The sequence below is a fragment of the Rhizobium sp. PL01 genome (assembly GCF_033447125.1).
GTDB lineage: Bacteria > Pseudomonadota > Alphaproteobacteria > Rhizobiales > Rhizobiaceae > Pararhizobium.
In genome coordinates this window covers 1-23,448 of the sequence record NZ_JAWQUM010000004.1, presented here as the reverse complement: position 1 = coordinate 23,448, position 23,448 = coordinate 1, and the positions used below count along the sequence as shown (strand labels likewise).

Sequence of the window (23,448 nt, the reverse complement as noted above, 5' to 3'; positions counted from 1 at the left end):
CAGATGAACAAAATGCTCTTTTCATCAGCCGCTGCGCTGATGCTCACCATGGGTGCCGCCCATGCCCAGGAGAAGACCCTGACAATTTCCGTCTATGCCTTCGCGCAGGACGAGTTCAAGGAGATCGTCTACGATCCCTTCGAAGCAAAGTGTGGCTGCAAGCTGGTGGTCGAAACCGGCAACAGCGTCGAGCGCCTTGCCAAGATCGAAGCCAACAAGGCCAATCCTGTCATCGACATGGCCGTGGTGTCCATGGCCGACGCGCTTTCGGCTGACCGCAATGGGCTGATCGAGAAGATCGACAACACCAAGCTCAGCAATTTCGGTAAGCTCTACGACATCGCCAAGGATCCGAATGGCGACGGCATGAGCGTCGGTTATACCTTCTATGCGACCTCCATCGTCTACCGTACCGACAAGATGAAGATCGACTCCTGGGCCGACCTGCTCAAGCCGGAATATTCCGGCCACGTCGCCTTCCCGAATGTCACGACCAACCAGGGACCGCCATCCCTCTATATGCTGGGCAAGGCGCTCGGCACCGACACGCCGGATCTCAAGGGCGCGATCGAAGCGCTTGGCGCCAAGAAGGATGATATCGTCACGTTCTACGTCAAATCCTCGCAACTGGTGCAGTTGATGCAGCAGGAAGAAATTTGGGCCGCACCGATCGGCCGCTTCTCCTGGGCACCGTTCACCAAGCTCGACCTGCCGGTCGGCTGGGCGACGCCGAAGGAAGGCCAGACTGGCGGCATGAACGTCATGGTCCTGACCAAGGGTTCGAAGAATCAAGATCTGGCGCTCGAATTCATGGATTTCTGGCTCTCGACCGACATCCAGACAAAGCTGGCCGAAAAGCTCGTCGACAGCCCGGCCAACAAGGAAGCCAAGGTTTCCGACGAGATCGCCGGCAACCTCACCTATGGCGAAGAAACAGCCAACAGCCTGAAGCTGATCCCGTCCGCCGTGGCGCTCGACAACCGCGATGCGTGGCTGTCCGAGTGGAACGCCAAGGTCGGCCAGTAATCGGCCAATACGAATGCCTCCCAAGGCAAGGGGCGCGGCCAGTGAACTCCGGTTCGCGAACTGCGCCCCGACTGAACCGGCCGTCACGTGGGATACTGCTGCCACAGCGTCTCACCCATTCCCTCTTCCCGTTCGCGGGGAGAGGGAATGGGGCCGGCTCACGAACAAGAGTTGCAGGGATCGCCGGCAATCGCGTTGATCCTATTTGAACTTGCTGGAGACGACGAACCATGTTCCAGAACCGGGCAGAAGCATTGGCGCTCGCCCTACCGGCCGCGATTTTCGCTGGCCTGGTCTTCCTCGTGCCGGTCATCCTGCTGTTGTCGGAAGGTTTCCGATCGGCGGATAGCTGGAGCCTGTCGGCCTATGCGGATTTCTTCTCGCAGCCGCTGAACCGGACGGTCTTTCTGCGCACGCTGAAGCTGGGCGCGCTTGTCACCGCAGCCGCAGCCGTGATCGGCTATGCCACGGCGTTTGCCATCGTCAGCCTGCCGCCGGGCGCCAAAGGCCGGATGATCGGGCTTGTCGTTCTGCCGCTGATGATTTCGCCGGTCGCCCGCACCTATGCCTGGATCGTCATTCTCGGCCGCACAGGCATCGTCAACCAGGCATTGATGGCCATTGGGCTCAGCGACGAACCGATCCGAATCCTTTTCAGCGAAACCGCCGTCTTCATCGGCCTGCTGCAGCTCTTCCTGCCGCTGATGGTGATTTCGCTGATCAGCGCGCTTGAAAACCTGCCGAAAGACGTGGTGCCCGCCGCCCGCGTGCTCGGCGCCAACTGGCTTCAGGTGTTCTGGAAGGTCATTCTGCCGCTCACCCGCGAGGGCCTTGTGGTCGGCGGAACGCTGGTCTTCACCGGTTCGATGACCGCCTATATCACGCCTGCCATTCTCGGCGGATCGAAGGTGCTGATGCTGGAGACGCTGCTCTACCAGCAGGTCACCGTCGCCAACAATTTCGTATCGGCGAGCGTCATCGCCTTCATCCTGATCGTCATGAGTTTTGCCGCCAATATTCTCCTCAAGCGGATCGCAACGGCGAGGAACAAACGATGACCCCGAGACTGTTTGCCCCGATCACGCTGCTTCTGGTGCTGATCTTCCTGATCGGTCCCTTCCTGATCATCGTCGCCGCCTCGTTTTCGGCAGGCGATACGCTGGCCTTTCCGCCGCAGGGCTTCTCGTTCAAGTGGATCCTCAAGGTCTTCACCGTCGAGAGTTTTCGCGACAGCTTCGTGATGTCGATGTTCCTGGCGATCGGCGGCACCTTTGCAGCGCTTCTGCTCGGCATTCCCGCCGCCTATGCGATGTCGCGTTACAAGTTGCCATTGGCCGAGACCGTGCGCACCATCGTCTCAGCCCCGATCATCGTCCCCGGCATCATCGTCGGTCTGGCGTTGCTGCGTTATTTCGTCGTGCCCATCGGTGTCTCGATCACGCTGGCGCTATTCCTCGCGCATACTGCACTGATCCTGCCCTATGCAGTGCGGGTCGTCTCCGCCAGCCTCAACAACCTGCGCTCGGATATGGAAGAGGCTGCCGTGCTGCTCGGGTCGTCACGGCTCGGCGCGTTCTTCCGCGTCGTGCTGCCGAACATTCGCGGCGGTATACTGTCGGCCTTCATCCTCGGCTTCGTCACCAGCTTCAATCAGGTCCCGGTTTCGCTGTTCCTTTCCGGACCGGGTGTCCGCACACTGCCGATCGATATGCTCGGTTACATGGAGATCGTCTTCGACCCGTCGATCGCCGCCCTGTCTTCGCTGCTCGCTTTCCTCTCCATCGGTATCGTCTTTGCCGCCGAACGTTTTCTGGGGTTCTCCCGCTATGTCTGACACATCCTTCCTCACCCTCGACAAGCTCTCCCTCGCCTACGGCAAAACGATTGCCGTCAAGGATCTCGATCTCGAGATTCGCAAAGGCGAACTTTTGGCGCTGCTCGGCCCTTCCGGCTGCGGCAAGACCACCACCATGCGTTCAATTGCAGGGCTGATGACCCCGGTTGGCGGCCGTATCAGTCTCGACGGCGCCGATATCACCCGGGTTGCCGCCAACAAGCGGGCGGTCGGGCTGGTCTTCCAGTCCTACGCGCTGTTCCCGCACCTGACGGTGTTCGAAAATGTCGCCTTTGGCCTCAAGCTGAAGGGCATGCGCGGCACCGAGCTGGAAACAAAGGTCACCGCCGGTCTCAAATCCGTCGGCCTTTCAGCCTTCGCCGACCGCAAGACCCCGGAACTGTCCGGCGGCCAGCAACAGCGCGTGGCGCTCGCCCGCTCAATGGTCATGGAACCGAAAGTGCTTCTGCTTGACGAGCCACTGTCCAATCTCGACGCGCGCCTGAGGCTCGAAATGCGCACGGAACTGCAGCGCGTGCAGAAGGAAAGCGGCGTGACGATGATCTTCGTCACCCACGATCAGGTCGAAGCCCTGGCGCTCGCCGACCGGATCGTCGTGATGAAGAACGGTGCCATCGAACAGATCGGCACCCCGGAAGAGATCTACAACCATCCGGTCTCCAGCTTCGTCGCCGATTTCGTCGGCTTCGAAAACATCTTCGCCATCCGCGACGGCAAACTCACCACAGCCAATGGCGCAGTCTCCCTCTCCAGGGCGCTGCCTGATGTTGCAGGCCTTGCCTGGCGCCCCCGCGCCGTTGCTCTCGGATCCGGCCCGTTAACCGGCACTGTACGCGGCGTCTCCTTTGCCGGCGGCACGCGCGAATACGTGCTGGAAACGCCGCTCGGCATCATCAAGACGGAGGTGGATGCGACCCTGCCTGCCCATGCACTCGGCGCCACCGTCGCCTTTGACCTGCCGGTCGAAGGCGCTGCCGTCCTCAAGCGTTTCGGGTAAGCCGTCATGGGTGTCTGGATCGATACGGATATGGGCTTTGACGACATCGCGGCCATTCTGGTCGTAATGCACGCGGACATCGTCATCGACGGCATATCGCTGGTGTTCGGTAATACGCCGATGGACCAGGTTCGGCGCAACACAGCAGGTGCGGCCAAGGCATTTGGCTGGACCATTCCCGTTCATGCAGGGCGCAGCCAACCGGTCCTGGGCGCACTCGAAACCGCGCAGGAAATTCTCGGCGAGACCGGTATTCCAACTGCCGGGCTGACATTGCCGGATGCCGATGATGCGGCAAGCGACAATGCCTTCTCCGCACTTTGCCGCTGGCTGGAAAACACACCCTCTCCACGCCGCATCCTGGCGCTCGGGCCGATTACCAATATCGCCGCGCTGGCGCTAGCGCGGCCCGATCTTGCAGCCCGGATCGACGAACTCACCTGGATGGGTGGCGGCCTGTCGCGCGGCAACCACACGGCATCAGCCGAATTCAATGCCCTTGCCGACCCGGAAGCTGTTGCCATCGTCTTGTCGCACAGCCTGCCGTTGCGGATGGTCGATCTCGACTTCTGCCGCAAGGTTCTGGCCGCACCCGCCGATATCGAACCGGTACGGCAGGCAGGCGGAGCCAACGCCGCACTGATCGCCGACATGCTCGCCGGTTATATCGATATCGGCGTCAGCCGTGGCCGACCCGCGATGGCGATCTACGATCCTGCAGCTGCCGCCGCCTTCGTGCGGCCTGATCTCGTCACCTTCCAGCCGGCACGGATCGGCATGGAGCTTTCCGGTTCGCTGACACGTGGCCGCACCGTGGTGGAAATCCGCGCCAGTCATGGCGCCTTCAATGCCGAATTCGCGGCCGATTGCGATGCGGCCACGATCAAGTCGATCGTGCTGGACGCGTTGCTTTGGGAGGCCGGCAAGTGACATATCCCACAGCAAGCGAACCCGCCGACCTCAACGGCGTCGGCCTGCGCACCCGCGCGGTTGCGGCCGCACGGGGCGACGCGCCTTTCGACATCCTGATCGTTAACGGCACATTGGTCGATATGGTGACGGGCGAACTGCGGGCAGCCGATATCGGCATCGTTGGACCGCTGATCGCCAGCGTCCACTTAAGCGGGTCGCGGACGGATGCAGTGGAGATCATCGATATCTCCGGCAGTTTCGTTTCACCGGGCCTGATCGACACGCATATGCATATCGAAAGCTCGATGGTGACGCCGGCGACCTATGCCGCCGCTGTTCTCCCGCGTGGCGTAACGACGATCGTCTGGGATCCCCATGAATTCGGCAATGTCCACGGCGTCGCCGGGGTGCGGTTTGCCGCTGATGCCGCCAAGGCGTCGCCGCTGCGCATGATCCTGTTGGCGCCATCCTGCGTTCCCTCTGCTCCGGGACTGGAGCTGAACGGCGCCGATTTCGATGCTGGTGTGATTGCCGATCTGCTGTCCTGGCCGGAAATCGGCGGTATCGCTGAGGTCATGAACATGCGCGGCGTGATTGACGGCGATCCCCGCATGAGCGCCATCGTTCAGGCGGGGTTGAATTCGGATAAGCTGATCTGCGGCCATGCGCGCGGCCTGAAGGGTGGCGATCTCGCCGCCTTCATGGCTGCTGGCGTCAGTTCCGACCATGAACTGGTGTCATCAGGCGATCTGATGGAAAAACTGCGCGCCGGCCTGACGATCGAGCTGCGCGGCTCCCACGATCATCTGCTGCCGGAATTTGTCGAAGCTCTGAACACACTCGGTCATCTACCGCAGACAGTCACCCTCTGCACCGACGATGTCTTTCCCGACGACCTCGCAACAGGGGGCGGTCTGGATGATGTGGTCCGACGGCTGGTGCGCTACGGGCTGAAGCCGGAATGGGCGCTGCAAGCAGCCACGCTCAATGCCGCGCAACGGCTGGGGCGCTCTGATCTCGGTCTCGTGGCTGCAGGCCGCCGTGCCGATATTGCCGTGTTCGATAACCTCAGCGACCTCAGGGCGTGCATTGTCATCGCCAATGGCGCTGTTGTCGCAACGGACGGCCGCATGCTCGCGGATATCGCATCGGCCGATACATCCGCACTTGAACATTCGATGAAAATTGCACCGTTGACGGCTGGCGATTTCCGCATTGCCTCCAGTGAGGACATGGTACGGATCGCGACCATCGACCAGCCACGTTTTACCCGATGGGGTGAAACCGAAGCGGATGTGCGGGATGGTTTCGTTGTGCCGCCCGAAGGCACGACCCTGATTGCCGTGGCGCATCGCCACGGACGCGGCGACAGCAGACCGCGTGTTGGCTTCCTGCGGGGTTGGGGAGAGTGGCGCGGCGCATTCGCCAATACCGTTTCCCACGATAGCCATAACCTCACGGTCTTTGGCAGCGACCCTGTAGATATGGCAGTTGCTGCAAATGCGGTGATCGCAGCCGGCGGCGGCATGGCGGTGGCCTCCAATGGAGTGATCAAGGCCATCCTGCCGTTGCCGTTGTCCGGCTTGGTCTCTGATGCTTCCCTGGACAACGTGGCTGGAGATTTTGCAGCTGTCCGCGCCGCCATGGACGATGTCGTCGACTGGCAACCGCCCTATCTGATCTTCAAGGCCTGTTTTGGAGCCACCCTTGCCTGCAACGCCGGCCCGCACCAAACGGACAGAGGCATTGCCGATGTCGAAACCGGTTTGCTCATTGAAAGCCCGGTCCTGACGAAGTGAACTCTCATGGTCGGCCATCGCCGATGACCGACCATATTGAGACATTTGCCGGAATTAGCTGACCAGCACGATATCCTGCCAGGCCGCATAGGCGGAGAGGACCAGTTCCATCTGCGCTGTGTGACCCGCGATAAAGTCATCGCCGTAAATGGTCTCGTCCGGATATTCGGTGATCAGGGTCATCGGCACCGTATGGCGATCATCCACCGAGGTCATGCAGGGGAAACCGTTGATGATGCGGAAACCGGTTTCACCGGCATGGATCTCGTAGAGTGCGATCTGCCTGTCATTATACGCCAGAAGACCGGGTATCTCGCCGAGATGCCGCGTCACACGGTCAAGCAACGTTTCCGACTGACTTTCCCAGCCAGAGTGATGGCGCATGATGAGAAAGAAACCCTTTGGCAGGGTCCAGGCGCCAAAACCGCGCGGCACATAACCCGACAACGGCCGCGTCCACTCGTGCGCGGGGTAGCCGTGCAGGTTCACATGCAACTGCGCGCCGCTCAGGTCTTGCGCCTTGAAGCGGATTTCCTTTTCGTTGACGTGCCCACCGGCGTTTTGATGCGTGCGGTATTCGAGATCGTCACCGAGCGCGGTATAACGGGCAGCGTGATGCATGTGGCGCGGATTGTCGCGGCGCAAGCGTTGATGGACCGCATAACCATCCGGATTTTCGAGCGGCGAAATGGTGAAATTTGCACCTGCCCGCTCAGTAAGCTTGGCCGCGGCGCGCAGGGAACCGACGATCCCGGTGGTTTCGTTCGGATGCTGCCCGCCGCTGATCATGACCGAAGCATCGCTGCCGGCGATATAGCGCGCCGAAACCGTGCGGCCCGACCGGGTACGGGCGATAAAACCTTCCCCGCCGATCATCTCCAACTGTGCCGCCACCTGGGCTGCAGCCAGCGGTTCTTGGGCCACATCGATCGCCTGCTCGGCACCATCAAGGAAAGCGGTCGATAAGGTGCGGGTCGTGATGGCGAGAGTAATAGTGCCTTCACCCTTCACGACTTCCGGGACGATCATGCCGGGCCGCAGACCACGATCGCCCAGCGGGCGGCCGGACTTCTTCTGGAAAAATTCGAGAAGCGAAAAATACAAGTCCTCATGAAGCGCTTCGCGCAGGCTGATCACTTCATCGCCAATCGCTAGCGGCTCGTCCTCGGCCGGATGGCCGATACGGATGTTCAATTCTTCGAAATAGGGCTCATCCTTGCCCCAGTCATAATCGGCGATCGCGGAGATCGCAGCCTCGAACACAGCCTCGTAGTCCGTTTCCAGCCGTTGGCCGGTCGTTTCACCTGCGCGGCGCAACCAGCCTGTTGGGGAGAGATTGGTTTGCCCTGTGCGGTCCTGATGAACCCGGTTTGGCGCAAGGACGGTAAAGGATTGCGGGGTGCCGGCGCCCGTCAGCGTTACATCATAAAAGAAGCCGTCGTCGGTGCGGGGGATAAAAGTGATCTTGGCGTCGCCAACCAGCGCAGCCAGCGGATAGGTCTCGAGGCGAAAGCGGTTCTCGGATGCTGCTGAATGAACCGGATAACGGATCTCGATGGCTTCGACGCCCTCAAGGTCCGCCTCTTCGAGAAAGAAGGAGAGCAACGGTTTGTAGGCACTGCGGATGCGGGCCGTAATGCCTTTTTCGGCCAACGTGCGTTCTGCCGCTGCACGGCTCTTGCGGTCGTCGAAGGTCCACGCCTCGAAACGTTCGCCCGGCGCAGCGCGCGCCGACAACTGGTCGAGCGTACGCTCAAAGAATTTCTCGAATATCGCGTTCATCGGATTACCTCGAAGTTCTGCCAGTCGGGTCAAGGCTGTCACGCAGCCAGTCGCCGAGAATGTTGAGACCAAGCACCGTCAGCAGGATCGCAAGACCCGGGAAGACGCTGACCCACCAGGCAGTCTGGAGGTAGGTGCGGCCATCGGCCAGCATGCCACCCCAGCTCGGGATGGTGGGATCGACGCCGAGCCCGAGGAAGGTCAGGCTGCTTTCCAAAAGAATGTTGTTGGCGACATTGAGCGTCATCAGAACGATGACCGGGCCGATCAGGTTCGGCAGCAGATGCTGAAAAATGATGCGCAGGTCGCGAACGCCGATTGCCCGGGCAGAGAGAATGAATTCCCGCTCGCGCAATGTCAGCACCGAACCGCGCACCACGCGCGCATATTGCACCCATTGGGAAACGATCAGCAGGATGATGGTATTGGTCAGGCTGCCGCCAACGATGGCGATGAAGGTAATAGCCAGCAGAATGAACGGCATGGCCAACTGCAGATCGGCAAAGCGCATCACCAGCATATCCCAGAAACCACGATAATAACCGGCGATGAGGCCCATCAGCACGCCGAAGATCACGGCGCCAATCACCGAGGTGAAGCCGACAAGCAACGAAATCTTGCCGCCAGCAACCACCCGCGCCAGCACATCCCGCCCAAGCGGGTCCGTGCCCAAGGGATGGGCCGCGCTGGCGAATGGCTTTGCGAGACGTGCCATCAGGTCGATCTTTTCAGCACCGCCGGGAAACAGCACATCAGACAACAGCACCGCAAGGCATATGATGAGCGTCAGTGATGCACCGAGAATGAATTCCAGGCTGTTGAACCGCGACAGGCGGGAGGTTTTGGTGGCCATTGCGGTTACTCCGTACGAATGCGCGGATCGACGAGCCCGTAGGCAATGTCGACCAGGAGATTGACGCCGACGATCATCAGCGACAGAACGGTGATGACGGCTTGCAGAACGGGGTAGTCGCGGCCCGAGACGGCGTCGAAGGCAAGCGTGCCCATGCCCGGCCAGTTGAAGACACGTTCAACGACGACAATACCGCCGAGAAGTCCGCCGAACTGCAGGCCGAAATAGGTGATGAGCGGAATGGCACAGTTGCGTAGCGCATGCTTGTAAAGCACCGTCGTTTCGCTCAGGCCCTTTGCGCGCGCGACCATGACATATTGCGATTGCAGGGTTTCCAGCATCGAGGTGCGTACCAGCCGGACATTGGTGGCCGTCAAGATAATGCCCATCGTCACCGCCGGCATGACATAGCTCGCCCATCCCGACATGCCGCTCGGCGGCAGCCATCCGAGCGTCACCGCAAACAGTAGAACCAGCATGGTGGCAAGCCAGAAATTCGGGAAGGAAAGACCGATGAGCGAGAGAATGCGGATCGCCTGATCGGCGCCCTTGCCCCTCGACGTCGCAGCCTTGATGCCAAGCGGTATGGACAGCGCAATCGACACGAACATGGAGATGAACGCGAGCAGCAGCGTCGCTGGCAGCGCATTGCCGATCAGCAGCGAGACAGGGGTTCCGCCGGTAAAGCTGCGCCCGAAATCAAGCGTCACCATGCCCTTGAGAAAGTTCAGATACTGCATGATGAACGGCTGGTCGGTGCCCAGCGATGCACGGATGCGCATCAGGTCCTCTTCGGTCATGCTGCCACCACCCTGGAACATCATCAGAGCGGGATCGCCGGTCAGGCGGATGGCGAAAGAGACGACAAGCGTAATGGCGAAGACGACGAGGATCGCCTGCAGCAATCGCTTGATAAGGAAACCGGCCACGTTCGTGATCCTTGAAGGTAAGGGAAAAAGTGCCGCCCACTGGTGGGGCGGCACAGGGGTCTTCAGATTACTCGACGGTCACGTCGGTCAGCTTCAGGCGGTTGTCCGAAGGGGCAACAAAGCCCTTCACCCGCTTGCTGATGCCGTAGATGGCATTGCTGTTGTAAAGCGGCAGTTCCAGCGCCCGGTCAGCGGCATAGCGGCCGACTTCCTTCAGGATCTTTTCCCGTTCTGCGCGGTCCGTGAGCGGACGCTGCGATTCCAGGAGCTTGTCCAGCGTGTCATCCTTGTCGTAAGGATTCCACTTCTCGCCGGAGTGATACATCGCATAGGCGGTGTTGTCGTAATCGAACGTCCAGCCACCCCATTTCTGCTGGAACATGGCGCCCGTCTTGCCCTGCGGAATAATGTCGTTGATCAGGACGTTGGTTTCGTAAGGCTTGATCGTCGCTGTTATCCCGACCATCTGCAGGTAGCTGGCAACAACCTGGGCAACTTCGTTCATCGTCGAGTCATTGCCGCGGATATCGATCTGCAGGGTGGCACCCGGCTTGACGCCGGCTTCCGCCAGAAGCTTCTTGGCACCTTCCGGATCATAGGCAACAGCTTTCAGGTCCGCATCGTAACCGAAAGAAAGTGCGCTCTGGAAGCTGACAATCTCCGAGGCCTGACCGGCCAGGATCGCCTGAACGATCGTTGCGCGGTCGACGGCCATGATGATCGCCTTGCGCACCTTGGGGTCGGCGGTGATGCCGTCGCGTGTGTTGAAGCGCAGCGCATCGACCGTCGGTCCCGGAACGCTGACGATAGCCAGGTTCGCATCGCCTTCGATCACCGGAATCATGCCGATCGGAATGGTCGGCGGGATCACCAGATCGACGCGGCCAGCCTGAAGCTCGGCAACAGCCGTCGCAGGCTCGGTGATGAAGCGGTATTCCACTTCGGAGAGTTTTGGCGCCCCGCCCCAGTAATCGGCATTGGCTTCCAGCTGGATGTTGACCTTGGGCTGATAGGCGGTGAACTTGAACGCACCGGTGCCGACCGGATGAATGTTGAAATTGTCCTCGCCCTTTTCCTGAATGTACTTCGGGGGAACGATCATCGCGCCATAACCGGCAAGCTTGGTCAGCAGCACCGGATCGGGTGTCTTCAGCTTCATGTCGACGGTGTAGTCGTCGATCACGTCGACACTTTCGATGCTGGTGTAATTGGAGCGTTGCGGCCCCTTGGCGCCCTCCTCGCCGAGCAGGCGTTCGAAGGTAAACTTCACCGCCTGGGCGTCGAAGGCTTCGCCGTTGTGGAACTTGACGTTCTGGCGCAGCTTGAAGCGAATACGTTTGCCCTCATCCAGCTCTTCCCACGATTCTGCAAGACCCGGTACGAGCTTGAGATCGGAACCACGGTAGGTCAGGCCGTCGAAAATATTGGTCGCGACTGCGGCCCACTGCACCAGAAAGGTGTCGATCGGGTCCCAGCTGCCGGGGTCCTGCGGGCTCGAAATCGTCATCTTGCCGGCGGCAAGGGCCGGTCCGGCATAAAAGGCTGTACCCGACAGGGCAAGTGCCATGAAGGCTGTTGTCAGTCCCCGTTTGATTGTTTGCATGTCGCTGTTCCTCTCCAGTTGCTTGCAATTTTTCGTCGGTATCAGGCCACCTTTGCGACGAAGTGGCCTGGATTAATTTCCTCGTGAACGAGAATGGCCGGTTCATCGCCGACGCGGTGAACAGGATTGGGTATGTCACCAACGATCAGGGTGCTTTTGCGCTCCCTGTTCGGATCTGCGACAGGAACGGCCGACAGAAGCCGGCGGGTATAATCGTGCTGCGGCGTTTCGAACACTTGCCGGCGGCTACCCATCTCCATGATCTGGCCCAGATAAAGAACGGCAACGCGATGGCTGATTTCCTCGACCACCGCCATGTCATGGCTGATGAAGAGATAAGCGAGGCCACGCTCGGCCTGCAAATCCATGAACAGATTGATGATCTGCGCCTGGATCGACACATCGAGCGCTGACAGCGCCTCGTCCGCGATGATCAGCTTCGGTTCGGAGGCAAGCGCACGCGCGATGCAGACACGTTGGCGCTGCCCACCGGAAAATTCGTGCGGATAACGATCCGCATGGGCCGATGTCAGACCGACGCGCTCAAGCAGTTCGTCAACACGCCGGCGCACGGCCTTTGAGCCTGCAATCAAGCCATGCGTATTGATCGGCTCGGCGATCGAGAAACCAACGGTCTTGCGCGGATCGAGCGAGGCGAAGGGATCCTGGAATATATACTGGACGTCCTGGCGCAGGCGAAAACGCTCGGCGGCTGACATGGACGATAAGGGCTTGCCGTTAAACGCGATGTCACCCGTCATCGTGGTCTGCAGCTGCTGGATCGTCCGGCCGATGGTGGACTTTCCGGAACCGGATTCGCCCACGAGCGCCAAAGTCTCGCCCGGATAGATATCGAAGCCGACCTTCGATACGGCGCTGAGGCGATGCGTTACCTTGCCAAAGAGAGACTTGCGGATATCGAAACTGACGGAAAGATCCTTGACCGAAAGCAGCGGCTTTTCATCATAACGGGCGGTGTCCTGCACCCGCTCTTCGCCGACAACTATCGGCGCTCCATCGCGGAGTACGGTAACCGGCATGCGCTTGGGGAACGCCTCCCCCGTCATGCTGCCCAAGCGTGGTACAGCCGCCAGAAGCGTACGGGTATAGGGATGCTGCGGATTGGCGAAAATCTCGCGAACGGGGCCTTCCTCGACCTTCTTACCCTTCCACATGACGACGACATCATCCGCCATCTCGGCCACGACGCCCATGTCATGCGTGATGAAGATCATACCCATGCCGAGTTCCTGCTGCAGGTCCCGCATGATGTGGAGGATCTGTGCCTGGATGGTCACGTCGAGCGCCGTTGTCGGCTCGTCGGCAATCAGCAGCTTCGGCCGGCAGGCCAATGCCATGGCAATCATCACGCGCTGGCGCATGCCGCCGGAAAGCTGATGCGGGTAACGCTTCAGAAGTTGCTCGGAATCCGGCAGGCGAACCATATCCAGAAGCCGCCTCGCCTCTGCCATCGCCGTGGATTTGCTCATCGCCTCGTGCAGTATAAGAACTTCGCAGATCTGCTCGCCGATCGTGAAGACAGGATTCAGCGAGGTCATCGGCTCCTGGAAGATCATGGCGATCTCCTTGCCGCGAATGCGCCGCATCGCCTTCTGAGAAGTTTGCAGCAGATCCTTTTCTCCAAACAGGATTCGGCCCGCGGAGAACGTCGCACCCATCATGTCTGCAAGGCGCATGACCGCGAGCGACGTGATGGATTTTCCGGACCCGGATTCGCCGACGACCGCCACGGTTTTGCCGGGCGCGACGGAGAAGGAAAGATTTTCCACCACACGGTTGACGCCAAAATTGACCGTAAGGTCTTCGACCGAAATCAGCGTTTTGCGGTCAGTCATGGACATGTCAGGGCCTCCGGCTGCTCTTGCGCCATTGGGGTGCGGGAAGCGGTAGGCTGTCGTGAATGAAACACGCATGAATCAGCACTCGAAATCCTCCATCCCAAAGACGTTTGGATAACGCTACCGATTGTAAACAATCATGTCCATAGTGTTGAGCAATAAATGCATATCGCCCTACAGTTAGCTGTCATTGTTGATTAATCGAAGCTTCCTTTGGAACGTCTTCGCACGTGATTTTCCTGCTGCGGCCAAGCATAGGCGCACCAGTTCAGCCGCAAAGAATGGCAAGACAAATGAAATGCGCCCTCGGCAAGCATCAAAAGAGCAGCATCAAGGGGGCGCTTCTGCTGAAGCGCGAGGCCCTCGCCGCACCGAGGGAATACGTAACGCCGTGTATTAGCCGTGCAATGCGCAGCCCGAACCAAAGCTTCAGGCGGGAGCCAGCTCCTGTTCGACCAGCGTCGTCCAGAACGCTACACCCGGGCCGATTGCATCATCATTGAAATCATAGGCGGTGTTGTGGTGCAGGGCGCCATCGACCGCCGGGCCGTTGCCGAGCCAAACATAACACCCTGGAGCCTCGCCCGCGAAATAGGCGAAATCGTCACCCGCCGTTGACGGAGGAAAGACGGTTCTGAGTTTGTCACCGAAGACCGTACCGGCCGCCTTCAACGCGCGCGCCGTCGCATCGGCGTCGTTGACAACGGGCGGGATGCGGCGCTCGAAGCCGTATTCGGCCGCAATGCCGTACATGGCTGCGGTGCCACTTGCCAGACGGCCGATTTCGGTTTCCAGCTGATCGCGCACCTCAGGCGAATAGGCCCGCGCAGTCCCGCCGATCTCGACAATATCCGGAATGACATTGAGCGCCTTCGGGTTGCCCGCCTGCACCGAACAGGCGCTGACCACGGCCGGCTGCAGCGGGTCAACGACCCGGCCGACGATCGTCTGGAGAGAGGCAAGAAAGGTTCCGGCAGCGGTGATCGGGTCCTTGCCCAGATGGGGCTTCGCCCCGTGCGTACCGGTGCCGCGAAACGTCACGCGCCAGCTATCGGAAGAAGCCAGCTGCGGCCCCACAACCACGGCCATTTCATTGGTATCAAGGCCGGGCATATTGTGCAGGCCGTAAACGGCATCACAGGGAAACCGCTTGAACAGCCCATCCTCCACCATGCGGCGAGCGCCGCCACGCCCTTCTTCCGCCGGCTGAAAGATAAAATGCACGGTGCCGGAGAAGTTTCGGGTCTCAGCCAGATAACGGGCTGCGCCAAGCAACAAGGCCGTGTGACCATCATGGCCACAGGCATGCATCTTGCCATCGACCGTTGACTTGTAGGGACGATCCGCCGTTTCCGGCATTGCCAATGCGTCCATGTCAGCGCGAAGGCCGATGCTGCGCGTGCCATTGCCGATCTGCAGTGTGCCAACTACGCCAGTGCCGCCCAATCCGCGTGTCACGGCTATCCCGGCCTTCTCCAATAAATCCGCGACGATAGCGCTGGTGCGCTCCTCCTCGAAGCCGAGTTCCGGGTGCGCATGCAGATCGCGGCGCAACGCAGTGAGGAAAGGCAGGTCAGCAGTCAGGATTTCAGGCAGGCGCATAAGCAGGCAATTCCTTGGATCGTGGGGTGGTCCGCTGTTTGTCGGGGCTCCACAGACTTCCCCTAGACGTTCTTCCGGTATAGAGCAAAACCTCAGAAAACCGAACACCTCCCTCACAGTTTGGCTTAAAGGAAGACGCCGTGCAGCCGCATGACTTCTGGCAGGAAATCCATCCAGCAAACACGTTCGATCCGGATAAAACCCATCGGGATTTTTATCCGGCCACCCTGACGGATGGGCGCCAGCTCCGCCTGCCAATCCGTCCGCTGTCCGATGGCACTCATGCTCTGGCGTCGTTGATCGTCAATCAGGCAAGCTTTGTTGTTCAGGATGCGCTGGCCGCCCAGCTTGCCGAGAAGCTGAAACCGTTCCAGCCCGACGTCATTGTTGGCTTGCCGACACTCGGCCTGACACTCGCCAGCGCCGTCGCACGGGTGCTCGGCCACAGCCGTTATGTCCCGCTCGGGACCTCGCCGAAATTCTGGTATCAGGCTGATCTGTCCGTACCGATGTCTTCGATCACCACACCGGACCAGACAAAACGGCTCTATATCGATCCGCGAATGCTCCCACTTCTGGAAAACCGCCGCGTTGTTCTCATCGACGACGTCATCTCCAGCGGCACATCCATCGCCGCCGGCCTGTCCCTTCTCGCCCTTGCCGGAGTCGAACCGGTGGCCATTGGCGCCGCCATGTTGCAATCCCGCCGCTGGGTAGACCGGCTGACGGCTTTGGACAGCCGCTGGCCGGAGAAAACTGCCGGAGTTTTCGCCACACCGTTATTGTTTAAAACCGCCGACGGGAGCTGGAGCGACCCGGGTGGCCCTGCCGGATAGTCACAATTTGGCCGAGCGAAAAAGCATCAATTCGCGTGTGGGCACAAATTTACTTCCCCAAAAGTTGTGAACATCAACGATGGCATGATGGTTGTCGGCACTATTGTGTTACGCTGGACGGGAAGATTTCGGAACGATCATCAAAGACGGTGATTCGGATCTGAGCGAGGTTGCGCGATTACCGGTGCGCCCTTCGACTAGGATCCAAGATCCGTCGGTTCCGCCCAGATGGGGTGGCCCTCTTCGTTGCCGGTTTCTCAGCAGTAACAATTATTTGAAGGAACTTTCGAGAGCAAGGAAACGTTCATCTCGTTGAGCGAGCCGACAGGCAGCGATCCCGTCTCAACGAACCGGCCGCGGGAGAGCATGATGCAAAATACCCAGTCCGATGTCTTCGATCTCTTTTCGGAGATTTATACCAGCACCGCGCGGGAGGAGATGAGTCTCCAGGAATACCTGCTCGCGTGCCGCGACGACAAAAGCATGTACGCCACCGCACAGGAGCGCATGGTCGATGCCATTGGCGAGCCCAACTTCGTTGAGACCAGCGCCGACGAGCGCCTTGGCCGCATTTTCTCCAATCGAACCATCAAGGTCTATCCGGCATTCGCCGATTTCTACGGAATGGAAGACACGATCGAGCGGATCGTCGGCTACTTCCGCTATGCCGCGCAGGGCCTCGAAGAGCGCAAGCAGATACTCTATCTGCTCGGCCCAGTCGGTGGCGGCAAATCCTCGCTGGCTGAACGCCTGAAGAAGCTGATGGAGCAGCGGCCGATCTACACATTGATGGTGGGCGGGCAGATCAGCCCGGTCTTTGAATCACCGCTCGGCCTTTTCCACCCAGAGCGCATGGCCGATCTTCTCGAAGACAAATACGGCATTGCCAGACGCCGTTTGACCGGCATGATCTCGCCCTGGGCGACCAAGCGCCTTGACGAAGTCGGTGGCGATATTTCGAAATTCAGCGTCGTCAAGATGATGCCCTCGCGCCTGCGCCAGATCGGCATCGCCAAGACCGAGCCGGGCGATGAAAACAACCAGGACGTCTCTTCGCTGGTCGGAAAAGTCGATATCCGCCAGCTCGAAAACTTCAGCCAGGCCGACCCCGACGCCTATTCCTACAGCGGCGGCCTGAACCGCACGACGCAGGGCCTGCTGGAATTCGTGGAAATGTTCAAGGCGCCGATCAAGGTGCTGCATCCGCTGCTGACGGCGACGCAGGAAGGCAATTACAACGGCACTGAGAATTTCGGCGCCTTCCCCTATCAGGGCATCGTCGTTGCCCATTCGAATGAATCCGAATGGCTGCAGTTCAAGAACAACCGCAACAACGAGGCCTTCCTTGACCGCATCCTCGTGGTCAAGGTGCCCTATTGCCTGCGGGTAACCGAAGAGCGGCAGATCTACGACAAGCTGCTGCGCGAAAGCGAGCTTGCCAAGAACCCCTGCGCGCCAGAAGTTCTGGAAAGCCTCAGCCGCTTCACCGTTTCGACGCGGCTGACCCCGCATGAAAACTCGCCGCTTTATACCAAGATGCGTGTCTATGACGGAGAGAATCTCAAGGACGTCGATCCCAAGGCGAAATCGGTGCAGGAATATCGCGACGCTGCCGGTGTCGATGAGGGCATGAACGGCGTCAGCACCCGCTTCGCCTTCAAGGTGCTGTCGGAGACCTTCAACTACGACAGCAAGGAGATCGCCGCCGATCCGGTACATCTGATGTATGTCATCGAACAGGCTATCAAACGCGAACAGTTCCCCAAGGAAACCGAGGCGGCCTATCTCAACTTCATCAAATCTGAGCTCGCCACCCGTTATGCCGAATTCATCGGCCACGAAATCCAGAAGGCCTATCTGGAATCCTACAGCGAATACGGCCAGAACCTGTTCGACCGCTATATCGCCTATGCCGACGCCTGGCTCGAGGATCAGGATTTCAAGGATCCCGACACGGGGCAAATACTCAACCGGACGATCCTCGACAATGAATTGTCGCAAATCGAAAAACCGGCCGGCATCGCCAATCCGAAGGATTTCCGCAACGAGGTTGTCAAGTTCACCCTGCGGGCCCGCGCCAAGAACAACGGCCGCAACCCGTCCTGGATGAGCTACGAAAAGCTGCGCGAAGTGATCGAAAAGCGGATGTTCGGCCAGGTGGAAGATTTGCTGCCGGTCATCAGCTTCGGCTCCAAGAAGGACAGCGCCAGCGAGAAACAGCATGCCGAATTCGTCCACCGCATGATCGAGCGGGGATATACCGAGCGGCAGGTGCGCAGGCTGGTGGAATGGTACATGCGCGTCAACAAAGCGGGGTGAGACATACCGATGTCTGGGGGTAGCCAATGCCGAATTTCATCGACCGCCGTCTCAACCCGAAGGACAAGAGTCTCGGAAACCGCCAACGCTTTCTGAAGCGGGCCCGGGAGGAGTTGAAACGCTTCATCAAGGATCGCGTCAAAACCGACCGGATCGCCGACGTCGATTCGGGACACGTGGTTCCCATGCCTGCGCGCGGTGCCAGCGAGCCAACCTTCCAGCCCGCGCGCGGGACTGGCGACCGGCAATATGTCCTTCCCGGCAACCGAGATTACATGCCGGGAGATCGCATCGACAAACCACAAGGCGGCGGTGGCTCCGGCTCTCAAGCCGGAAAAGGCGATGACGAGGACGATTTCCAGTTCCTGCTGTCGCGCGAGGAAGTGCTCGAACTATTTTTCGAGGATCTTGAACTGCCCGACATGATCAAGCTCAGCCTGAAGGAAGCCGTCGCCTTCAAACCGCGCCGCGCAGGCTTTGCCACCAGCGGCTCTCCGACCAATATCAATGTCAGCCGTACCATGCGCAACAGCTACGGGCGCCGCATCGCGTTGCAGCGTCCCAAGCGAAAGACACTGGAGGCATTGGCACAGGAAATCGAAGGGCTCGCAACGGAACCGGCGCTTGACGTCGCCCAGCGCCAGCATCTGGAAGCCTTGCGGGCGCAACTCGATATGCTGGAACGCCGGCGCCGGCGCATTCCCTATGTCGATCCCGTCGATATCCGTTTCAACCGGTTCGAGCGCCAACCACTGCCCAACGCCAATGCGGTGATGTTCTGCCTGATGGATGTCTCCAGTTCGATGGGCGAACGGGAGAAGGATCTCGCCAAGCGCTTCTTCGTGCTGCTGCATCTGTTCCTGAAACGCCGGTATGACCGGATCGACATCGTCTTCATCCGCCACACCGACGAGGCGGGTGAAGTCGACGAAGAGACATTCTTCTACAGCACCCAGAGCGGCGGCACGGTGGTCTCCACGGCGCTTGAGGAAATGCTGCGCATCATTCAGGAACGTTATCCGGCAAAGGAATGGAACATCTATGCCGCCCAGGCATCCGACGGCGACAATGCCTCCCGCGATTCGGAGCGCTGCGCCTCCCTTCTGACGTCCGAAGTGATGCGGCTTTGCCAGTATTACGCCTATGTCGAAATCATCGACGAACGCGAGAGCGAAATCTTCGGATCGACCGACAACGGCACCTCGCTCTGGCGTGCCTATCGCACAGTCGACGGCGAATGGCCAAATTTCCAGATGACCCGGATCGCCCGGCCGTCCGATATCTACCCTGTCTTCCGAAAGCTCTTCGCCAGGCAGCCAACCCTGCAATTTCGCAGCTGAACGGATCCCGGCATGGCAAAGAACGCAGGCTCAAAATTGCTGTTCCACAGCTCCGACTGGAACTTCAAGACGCTGTCGCGCACCTATGACGCGATCGAGAAGATCGCGATCGATGAACTCGGGCTCGACGTCTACCCCAACCAGCTCGAGATCATCTCGTCCGAGCAGATGCTCGACGCCTATTCGTCCGTCGGCATGCCGCTGATGTACCAGCACTGGTCGTTCGGCAAACGCTTCGTCTATGAGGAACACGGCTATCGCAAAGGCCATCATGGTCTTGCCTATGAGCTGGTAATCAACTCCAATCCCTGCATCAGCTATCTGATGGAAGAAAACACCATGGCCATGCAGACCCTGGTGACTGCCCATGCGGCCTTCGGCCACAATCACTTCTTCAAGAACAACTACCTGTTCCGCCAATGGACCGATGCCGGGGCCATCCTCGACTACATGGAGTTCTCAAAGAAATACATCGTCAAATGCGAAGAAAGACACGGGACGTCGGCCGTCGAGGCCATTCTCGATTCTGCCCATGCGCTGATGGACCAAGGCGTATTCCGCTACCGCCGCCCGCCCCGCCTGTCATCGAAGAAGGAACAGGAGCGTGCCCGGGAAAGACTGGAATACGAGGAGCAGACCTACAGCGATCTGTGGCGCACTCTTCCACGCGCCACCGGAAAACCCGACCCTGAAGATGAAGAACGCGACGCCCTGGAGCGCAAGAAGGTCCTCAATCTACCGGAAGAGAACCTGCTCTACTTCCTGGAAAAGAACAGCCTGATCCTGGAACCGTGGCAACGGGAGTTGTTGCGCATCGTCCGGGTGATCGCGCAATATTTCTATCCGCAGCGGCAGACCAAGGTGATGAACGAGGGCTGTGCCACCTTCGTACATTACACCATCATCAACAGGCTGTTCGATCAGGGCAAGATCAGCGAAGGCGTCATGCTGGAAATGCTCCACAGCCATTCCAGCGTGGTTTTTCAGCCGCATTTCGATGATCCCCGCTATTCCGGCATCAATCCCTATGCGCTCGGATTTGCCATGATGCAGGACATCGAGCGCATCTGTAACGTGCCGACATCGGAGGACCGCGATTGGTTCCCCGACATTGCCGGCAGCGGAAAATGGCGCGAGACCCTGCTCGACGCCTGGGCAAACCACCGCGACGAATCTTTCATCCTGCAATATCTAAGCCCGGCACTGATCCGCAAATTCAGACTGTTCCAACTGACCGATCAGGCGGACAACAAATATTGCGAGGTCGCATCGATCCACAATGAGCGCGGTTACGCTGATATCCGCAAGGCGTTGGCGCTCAACTACGATATCGGGGCCAACCAGCAGGATATCCAGGTTATCGATGTGGATCTGCTAGGGGACCGGCAGCTACGGCTGGAGCACCGGATCAAGAACGGGATTGTGCTGGAAGAAGCAAACCGTGACGCGACATTGCGTCATATCCGTCATTTATGGGGTTATGATGTGAGCCTGGCTGGTGTCGAGGCTGACAGCGGTAGGATACGTTATGAATGCTCGACGGCGTAGTCGCCGAAAAACATTGCTCTGGACAGAACGGCGCATGTACCTCGGCGCTGGCACGTGACACAGTTGCATCGGAAGACGCACCTATTGCGGCGGCGGCGCGCCTGAGAGACCAGCTTTCTTTTCCGCCTGCTCTTCCAACAAGCTGTAGGCGACGTAATATTTGAAGATATTGCTGACATATTGCACGGTTTCGCGACCCACGATCGCCGCCGCTGAATTCTCGACATTGCCGAACCATATATTCGGATCCAGCCCCATTTCGGTCGCCTTGTGGCGAAACTTCCGCAGGTTCCCCGGCCCGGCGTTGTAGGCGGCAAACGCCATCAACTGACGATCGCGCGCTGTCATGTTCGGCTCGTTGATATAGGTGTCCATCAGATGCCGCAGATATTTGGCGCCTGCCTCGACGTTCCGATCCTCGCTGGAGGCGATATCCTTGATGCCGATTTCCTTGCCGGCCGCAGTCGCTGGCAGAAGCTGCATGACGCCGACTGCGCCGCGCGGACTGTGCCGGGACTGGTCGAGCTGGGATTCCTGATATCCCTGCGCCATCAGCATCAGATAATCAAAGGAATATTCCCCGGCATGCTTTCGAAAGATGGCGACAAGCGTCTTGAACCTTTCGACATCATCGGGGGAATAGGCCCGCTTTAGCATCTTGCCGCTCTTGAAATAGCTGGCCTTCAGCATATTGCCGAACGTTGTGCCGATCTTGTGGGACCCGGCAAACGCATCAAGCATCGCCTTCAGCTGCGGACTGTTCTTGCGGATCGCCCAGGCGGTCTGGCCGTTGGTCGAAACGGCGATATCATCTCTGACCTTCAGATCGGTGAACACTTCCGCCCAGATGTTGGCCTTGTACTGATCGACGATCGTCCAGGGCAAAAGCCCCGCATTGACCATCTCCATCAGGTCCTCATCCTCAAGGTTTTCGTCGATCTGTCTGATCTGGATTTCCGCTTTGCCCTGCGCCTTCAACTGTTCATTGAGCGCCGCCAGATGCTCGTAGTAGCTGCTTGTCCGGCGCACGGAAATTTCCTGGCCGGATAGATCGTCCACACCGCCGATCGCCGGCGCTGATGGACCGGTCACAAGCACCTCGTTCGCCTTGTCATAGATCGGCGCACTGAAATCGACCTGCTCCAGCCGTTTCGGCGTTATGGTCAGGTTCGCCATCACGATGTCGCCCTTCCCCTCATTGAGGGCAGGCAGCAACCTGTCGCGGCTTGTCGGAATAAAGGCAACGCGAACGCGCTCGATCTCCTTCTTCTTCCCCTTGTTCAACTCGGCTTCGAGGGCCGTTCCAAACTCGACGGACGTCCCGAACTGCCGCCCCTTGTCGATGAAATAGATCGTCTTGCTAAATGGCACCAGGATACGGATCAACCGCCGCTTGGTCATGGCATCGAGATCGCCGGTATCTGCTTTCGGCATGATCGCGGTGAGTGCGGAAGGCTTGTCCGTTGCGTAGGCCCCCTGCAGACCGACAACCACAAAAACGACAGCAAGCACCAGCCTCACGAGCAATTCGCGCATCATTATCAGCCCCCAGATCGCGTCCGGAACAGTCTCCAGACGCATCACATTCACATAAAACGCCCTGAATGACACCACGGCATAAAGTTGGATCGAAGGCCAACGAAAGAGCCGCACTCGGCGGTAGTTCGGTCTCCGCTGAACAAACCGATACTCGATCCTGTCAGAATTTAAGGCACAACTCCAGCGTCGGTATTCGCACACAGGAGCAACCACCTGTGGGGCTATTCACTATGGTATCAGCCATCCGGGCATTTATGGCGGTCCTGCATCCGTTGGAGCAGTGAGCCTGCGCGAAGATTACCAGCCGAGTTCGACACTTCTGCCAAGCGCAACGAACTCCTCGGGCTTCCCCTCCCAAAAGAGCTTGCCCTTTTGAACGCAAAAAAGCCCCGGGGACATTTCTGTCTTCGGGGCTTTTGATTTGGTTGCGGGGGCAGGATTTGAACCTGCGGCCTTCAGGTTATGAGCCTGACGAGCTACCGGGCTGCTCCACCCCGCGCTATCCGTGCAAATCCCTACTGGGATTTGTCGCGTTTGTGCATTCGGCTTCGCCGAATGTTGGTTCTACCAGCGTAAATCCTGCGGATTTATCGCCTTTTCTACCAGCGCACGTTCTTAGGAACTTGTCGCTTGTGCACTTGGACATTGG

17 protein-coding genes and 1 tRNA gene are annotated in these 23,448 nt (G+C 59.3%); 10 read left to right on the top strand and 8 right to left on the bottom strand.

Annotation, left to right across the window (positions count from 1 at the left end; all coding sequences use genetic code 11):
* Window positions 1-3: 3 nt before the first annotated feature.
* The 6 genes from R6X40_RS10575 to R6X40_RS10550 all read left to right on the top strand — a co-directional run bounded on the left by R6X40_RS10575 (window position 4) and on the right by R6X40_RS10550 (window position 6,589).
* A complete protein-coding gene (locus R6X40_RS10575) occupies window positions 4-1,026 on the top strand; it encodes a polyamine ABC transporter substrate-binding protein (protein WP_318413317.1) in 1,023 nt (340 codons plus the stop codon).
* A gap of 230 nt (window positions 1,027-1,256) precedes the next feature.
* Window positions 1,257-2,084, top strand: coding sequence for an ABC transporter permease (locus R6X40_RS10570; protein WP_318413315.1), 828 nt, complete (start codon window positions 1,257-1,259; stop codon window positions 2,082-2,084).
* Complete coding sequence (locus R6X40_RS10565; RefSeq protein ID WP_318413314.1) at window positions 2,081-2,860, top strand: ABC transporter permease; 780 nt, start codon at window positions 2,081-2,083, stop codon at window positions 2,858-2,860. Before R6X40_RS10570 ends, R6X40_RS10565 begins: the two co-directional genes overlap by 4 nt.
* Window positions 2,853-3,878: an ABC transporter ATP-binding protein gene (locus tag R6X40_RS10560; RefSeq protein WP_318413312.1), complete on the top strand. Its 1,026-nt coding sequence runs from the start codon at window positions 2,853-2,855 to the stop codon at window positions 3,876-3,878. The genes R6X40_RS10565 and R6X40_RS10560 overlap by 8 nt, the downstream gene beginning before the upstream one ends.
* A 6-nt stretch (window positions 3,879-3,884) precedes the next feature.
* Window positions 3,885-4,808 (top strand): nucleoside hydrolase, encoded by a 924-nt coding sequence (locus R6X40_RS10555; RefSeq protein WP_318413309.1) that lies wholly within the window; start codon window positions 3,885-3,887, stop codon window positions 4,806-4,808.
* Window positions 4,805-6,589, top strand: a complete 1,785-nt coding sequence (locus R6X40_RS10550; protein WP_318413308.1) for an adenine deaminase — start codon at window positions 4,805-4,807, stop codon at window positions 6,587-6,589. The genes R6X40_RS10555 and R6X40_RS10550 overlap by 4 nt, the downstream gene beginning before the upstream one ends.
* 54 nt (window positions 6,590-6,643) lie before the next feature.
* Here R6X40_RS10550 and R6X40_RS10545 read toward each other — a convergent pair whose 3' ends face one another.
* The 6 genes from R6X40_RS10545 to R6X40_RS10520 form a co-directional block, all read right to left on the bottom strand.
* Window positions 6,644-8,371 (bottom strand): M14 family metallopeptidase, encoded by a 1,728-nt coding sequence (locus R6X40_RS10545; protein WP_318413306.1) that lies wholly within the window; start codon window positions 8,369-8,371, stop codon window positions 6,644-6,646.
* 4 nt (window positions 8,372-8,375) lie between these two features.
* Window positions 8,376-9,224, bottom strand: coding sequence for an ABC transporter permease (locus R6X40_RS10540; protein ID WP_318413305.1), 849 nt, complete (start codon window positions 9,222-9,224; stop codon window positions 8,376-8,378).
* Between the two features lie 5 nt (window positions 9,225-9,229).
* The gene (locus R6X40_RS10535; RefSeq protein WP_318413303.1) at window positions 9,230-10,153 is read right to left on the bottom strand and encodes an ABC transporter permease; all 924 of its coding nucleotides are present in this window, start codon (window positions 10,151-10,153) and stop codon (window positions 9,230-9,232) included.
* 67 nt (window positions 10,154-10,220) lie between these two features.
* Window positions 10,221-11,756: an ABC transporter substrate-binding protein gene (locus R6X40_RS10530; protein ID WP_318413300.1), complete on the bottom strand. Its 1,536-nt coding sequence runs from the start codon at window positions 11,754-11,756 to the stop codon at window positions 10,221-10,223.
* 41 nt (window positions 11,757-11,797) lie between these two features.
* Window positions 11,798-13,618, bottom strand: coding sequence for an ABC transporter ATP-binding protein (locus tag R6X40_RS10525; protein WP_318413298.1), 1,821 nt, complete (start codon window positions 13,616-13,618; stop codon window positions 11,798-11,800).
* Between the two features lie 426 nt (window positions 13,619-14,044).
* Window positions 14,045-15,217 (bottom strand): M20 aminoacylase family protein, encoded by a 1,173-nt coding sequence (locus R6X40_RS10520; RefSeq protein ID WP_318413296.1) that lies wholly within the window; start codon window positions 15,215-15,217, stop codon window positions 14,045-14,047.
* A 140-nt stretch (window positions 15,218-15,357) separates the two neighbouring features.
* On the opposite strand from R6X40_RS10520, the gene R6X40_RS10515 reads away from it, so the two are divergent.
* From R6X40_RS10515 to R6X40_RS10500, 4 genes are all read left to right on the top strand, one after another.
* Complete coding sequence (locus tag R6X40_RS10515; RefSeq protein ID WP_318413294.1) at window positions 15,358-16,053, top strand: phosphoribosyltransferase; 696 nt, start codon at window positions 15,358-15,360, stop codon at window positions 16,051-16,053.
* Between the two features lie 369 nt (window positions 16,054-16,422).
* Complete coding sequence (locus R6X40_RS10510; protein ID WP_318414186.1) at window positions 16,423-18,372, top strand: PrkA family serine protein kinase; 1,950 nt, start codon at window positions 16,423-16,425, stop codon at window positions 18,370-18,372.
* Between the two features lie 26 nt (window positions 18,373-18,398).
* Window positions 18,399-19,712, top strand: a complete 1,314-nt coding sequence (locus R6X40_RS10505; RefSeq protein WP_318413292.1) for a YeaH/YhbH family protein — start codon at window positions 18,399-18,401, stop codon at window positions 19,710-19,712.
* Window positions 19,713-19,724: 12 nt separating this feature from the next.
* Window positions 19,725-21,260 (top strand): SpoVR family protein, encoded by a 1,536-nt coding sequence (locus tag R6X40_RS10500; RefSeq protein WP_318413290.1) that lies wholly within the window; start codon window positions 19,725-19,727, stop codon window positions 21,258-21,260.
* An 81-nt stretch (window positions 21,261-21,341) separates the two neighbouring features.
* On the opposite strand, the gene R6X40_RS10495 is transcribed toward R6X40_RS10500, so the two are convergent.
* Both R6X40_RS10495 and R6X40_RS10490 read right to left on the bottom strand, forming a co-directional pair.
* Entirely contained in the window at window positions 21,342-22,841 is a 1,500-nt protein-coding gene (locus tag R6X40_RS10495; RefSeq protein WP_318413287.1) for a lytic transglycosylase F, read from the bottom strand.
* A gap of 380 nt (window positions 22,842-23,221) precedes the next feature.
* Window positions 23,222-23,298 (bottom strand) — tRNA-Met (locus tag R6X40_RS10490).
* Between the last annotated feature and the right edge of the window lie 150 nt (window positions 23,299-23,448).

What these genes read in the sequence shown, in the direction of transcription:
- R6X40_RS10495 (WP_318413287.1), bottom strand. Translation starts at nt 22,841, where the DNA reads ATGCGTCTGGAGACTGTTCCGGACGCGATCTGGGGGCTGATAATGATG.
- R6X40_RS10510 (WP_318414186.1), top strand. Translation starts at nt 16,423, where the DNA reads ATGCAAAATACCCAGTCCGATGTCTTCGATCTCTTTTCGGAGATTTAT.
- R6X40_RS10520 (WP_318413296.1), bottom strand. Translation starts at nt 15,217, where the DNA reads ATGCGCCTGCCTGAAATCCTGACTGCTGACCTGCCTTTCCTCACTGCG.
- R6X40_RS10545 (WP_318413306.1), bottom strand. Translation starts at nt 8,371, where the DNA reads ATGAACGCGATATTCGAGAAATTCTTTGAGCGTACGCTCGACCAGTTG.
- R6X40_RS10530 (WP_318413300.1), bottom strand. Translation starts at nt 11,756, where the DNA reads ATGCAAACAATCAAACGGGGACTGACAACAGCCTTCATGGCACTTGCC.
- R6X40_RS10525 (WP_318413298.1), bottom strand. Translation starts at nt 13,618, where the DNA reads ATGTCCATGACTGACCGCAAAACGCTGATTTCGGTCGAAGACCTTACG.
- R6X40_RS10500 (WP_318413290.1), top strand. Translation starts at nt 19,725, where the DNA reads ATGGCAAAGAACGCAGGCTCAAAATTGCTGTTCCACAGCTCCGACTGG.
- R6X40_RS10505 (WP_318413292.1), top strand. Translation starts at nt 18,399, where the DNA reads ATGCCGAATTTCATCGACCGCCGTCTCAACCCGAAGGACAAGAGTCTC.
- R6X40_RS10570 (WP_318413315.1), top strand. Translation starts at nt 1,257, where the DNA reads ATGTTCCAGAACCGGGCAGAAGCATTGGCGCTCGCCCTACCGGCCGCG.
- R6X40_RS10565 (WP_318413314.1), top strand. Translation starts at nt 2,081, where the DNA reads ATGACCCCGAGACTGTTTGCCCCGATCACGCTGCTTCTGGTGCTGATC.
- R6X40_RS10540 (WP_318413305.1), bottom strand. Translation starts at nt 9,224, where the DNA reads ATGGCCACCAAAACCTCCCGCCTGTCGCGGTTCAACAGCCTGGAATTC.
- R6X40_RS10555 (WP_318413309.1), top strand. Translation starts at nt 3,885, where the DNA reads ATGGGTGTCTGGATCGATACGGATATGGGCTTTGACGACATCGCGGCC.
- R6X40_RS10560 (WP_318413312.1), top strand. Translation starts at nt 2,853, where the DNA reads ATGTCTGACACATCCTTCCTCACCCTCGACAAGCTCTCCCTCGCCTAC.
- R6X40_RS10575 (WP_318413317.1), top strand. Translation starts at nt 4, where the DNA reads ATGAACAAAATGCTCTTTTCATCAGCCGCTGCGCTGATGCTCACCATG.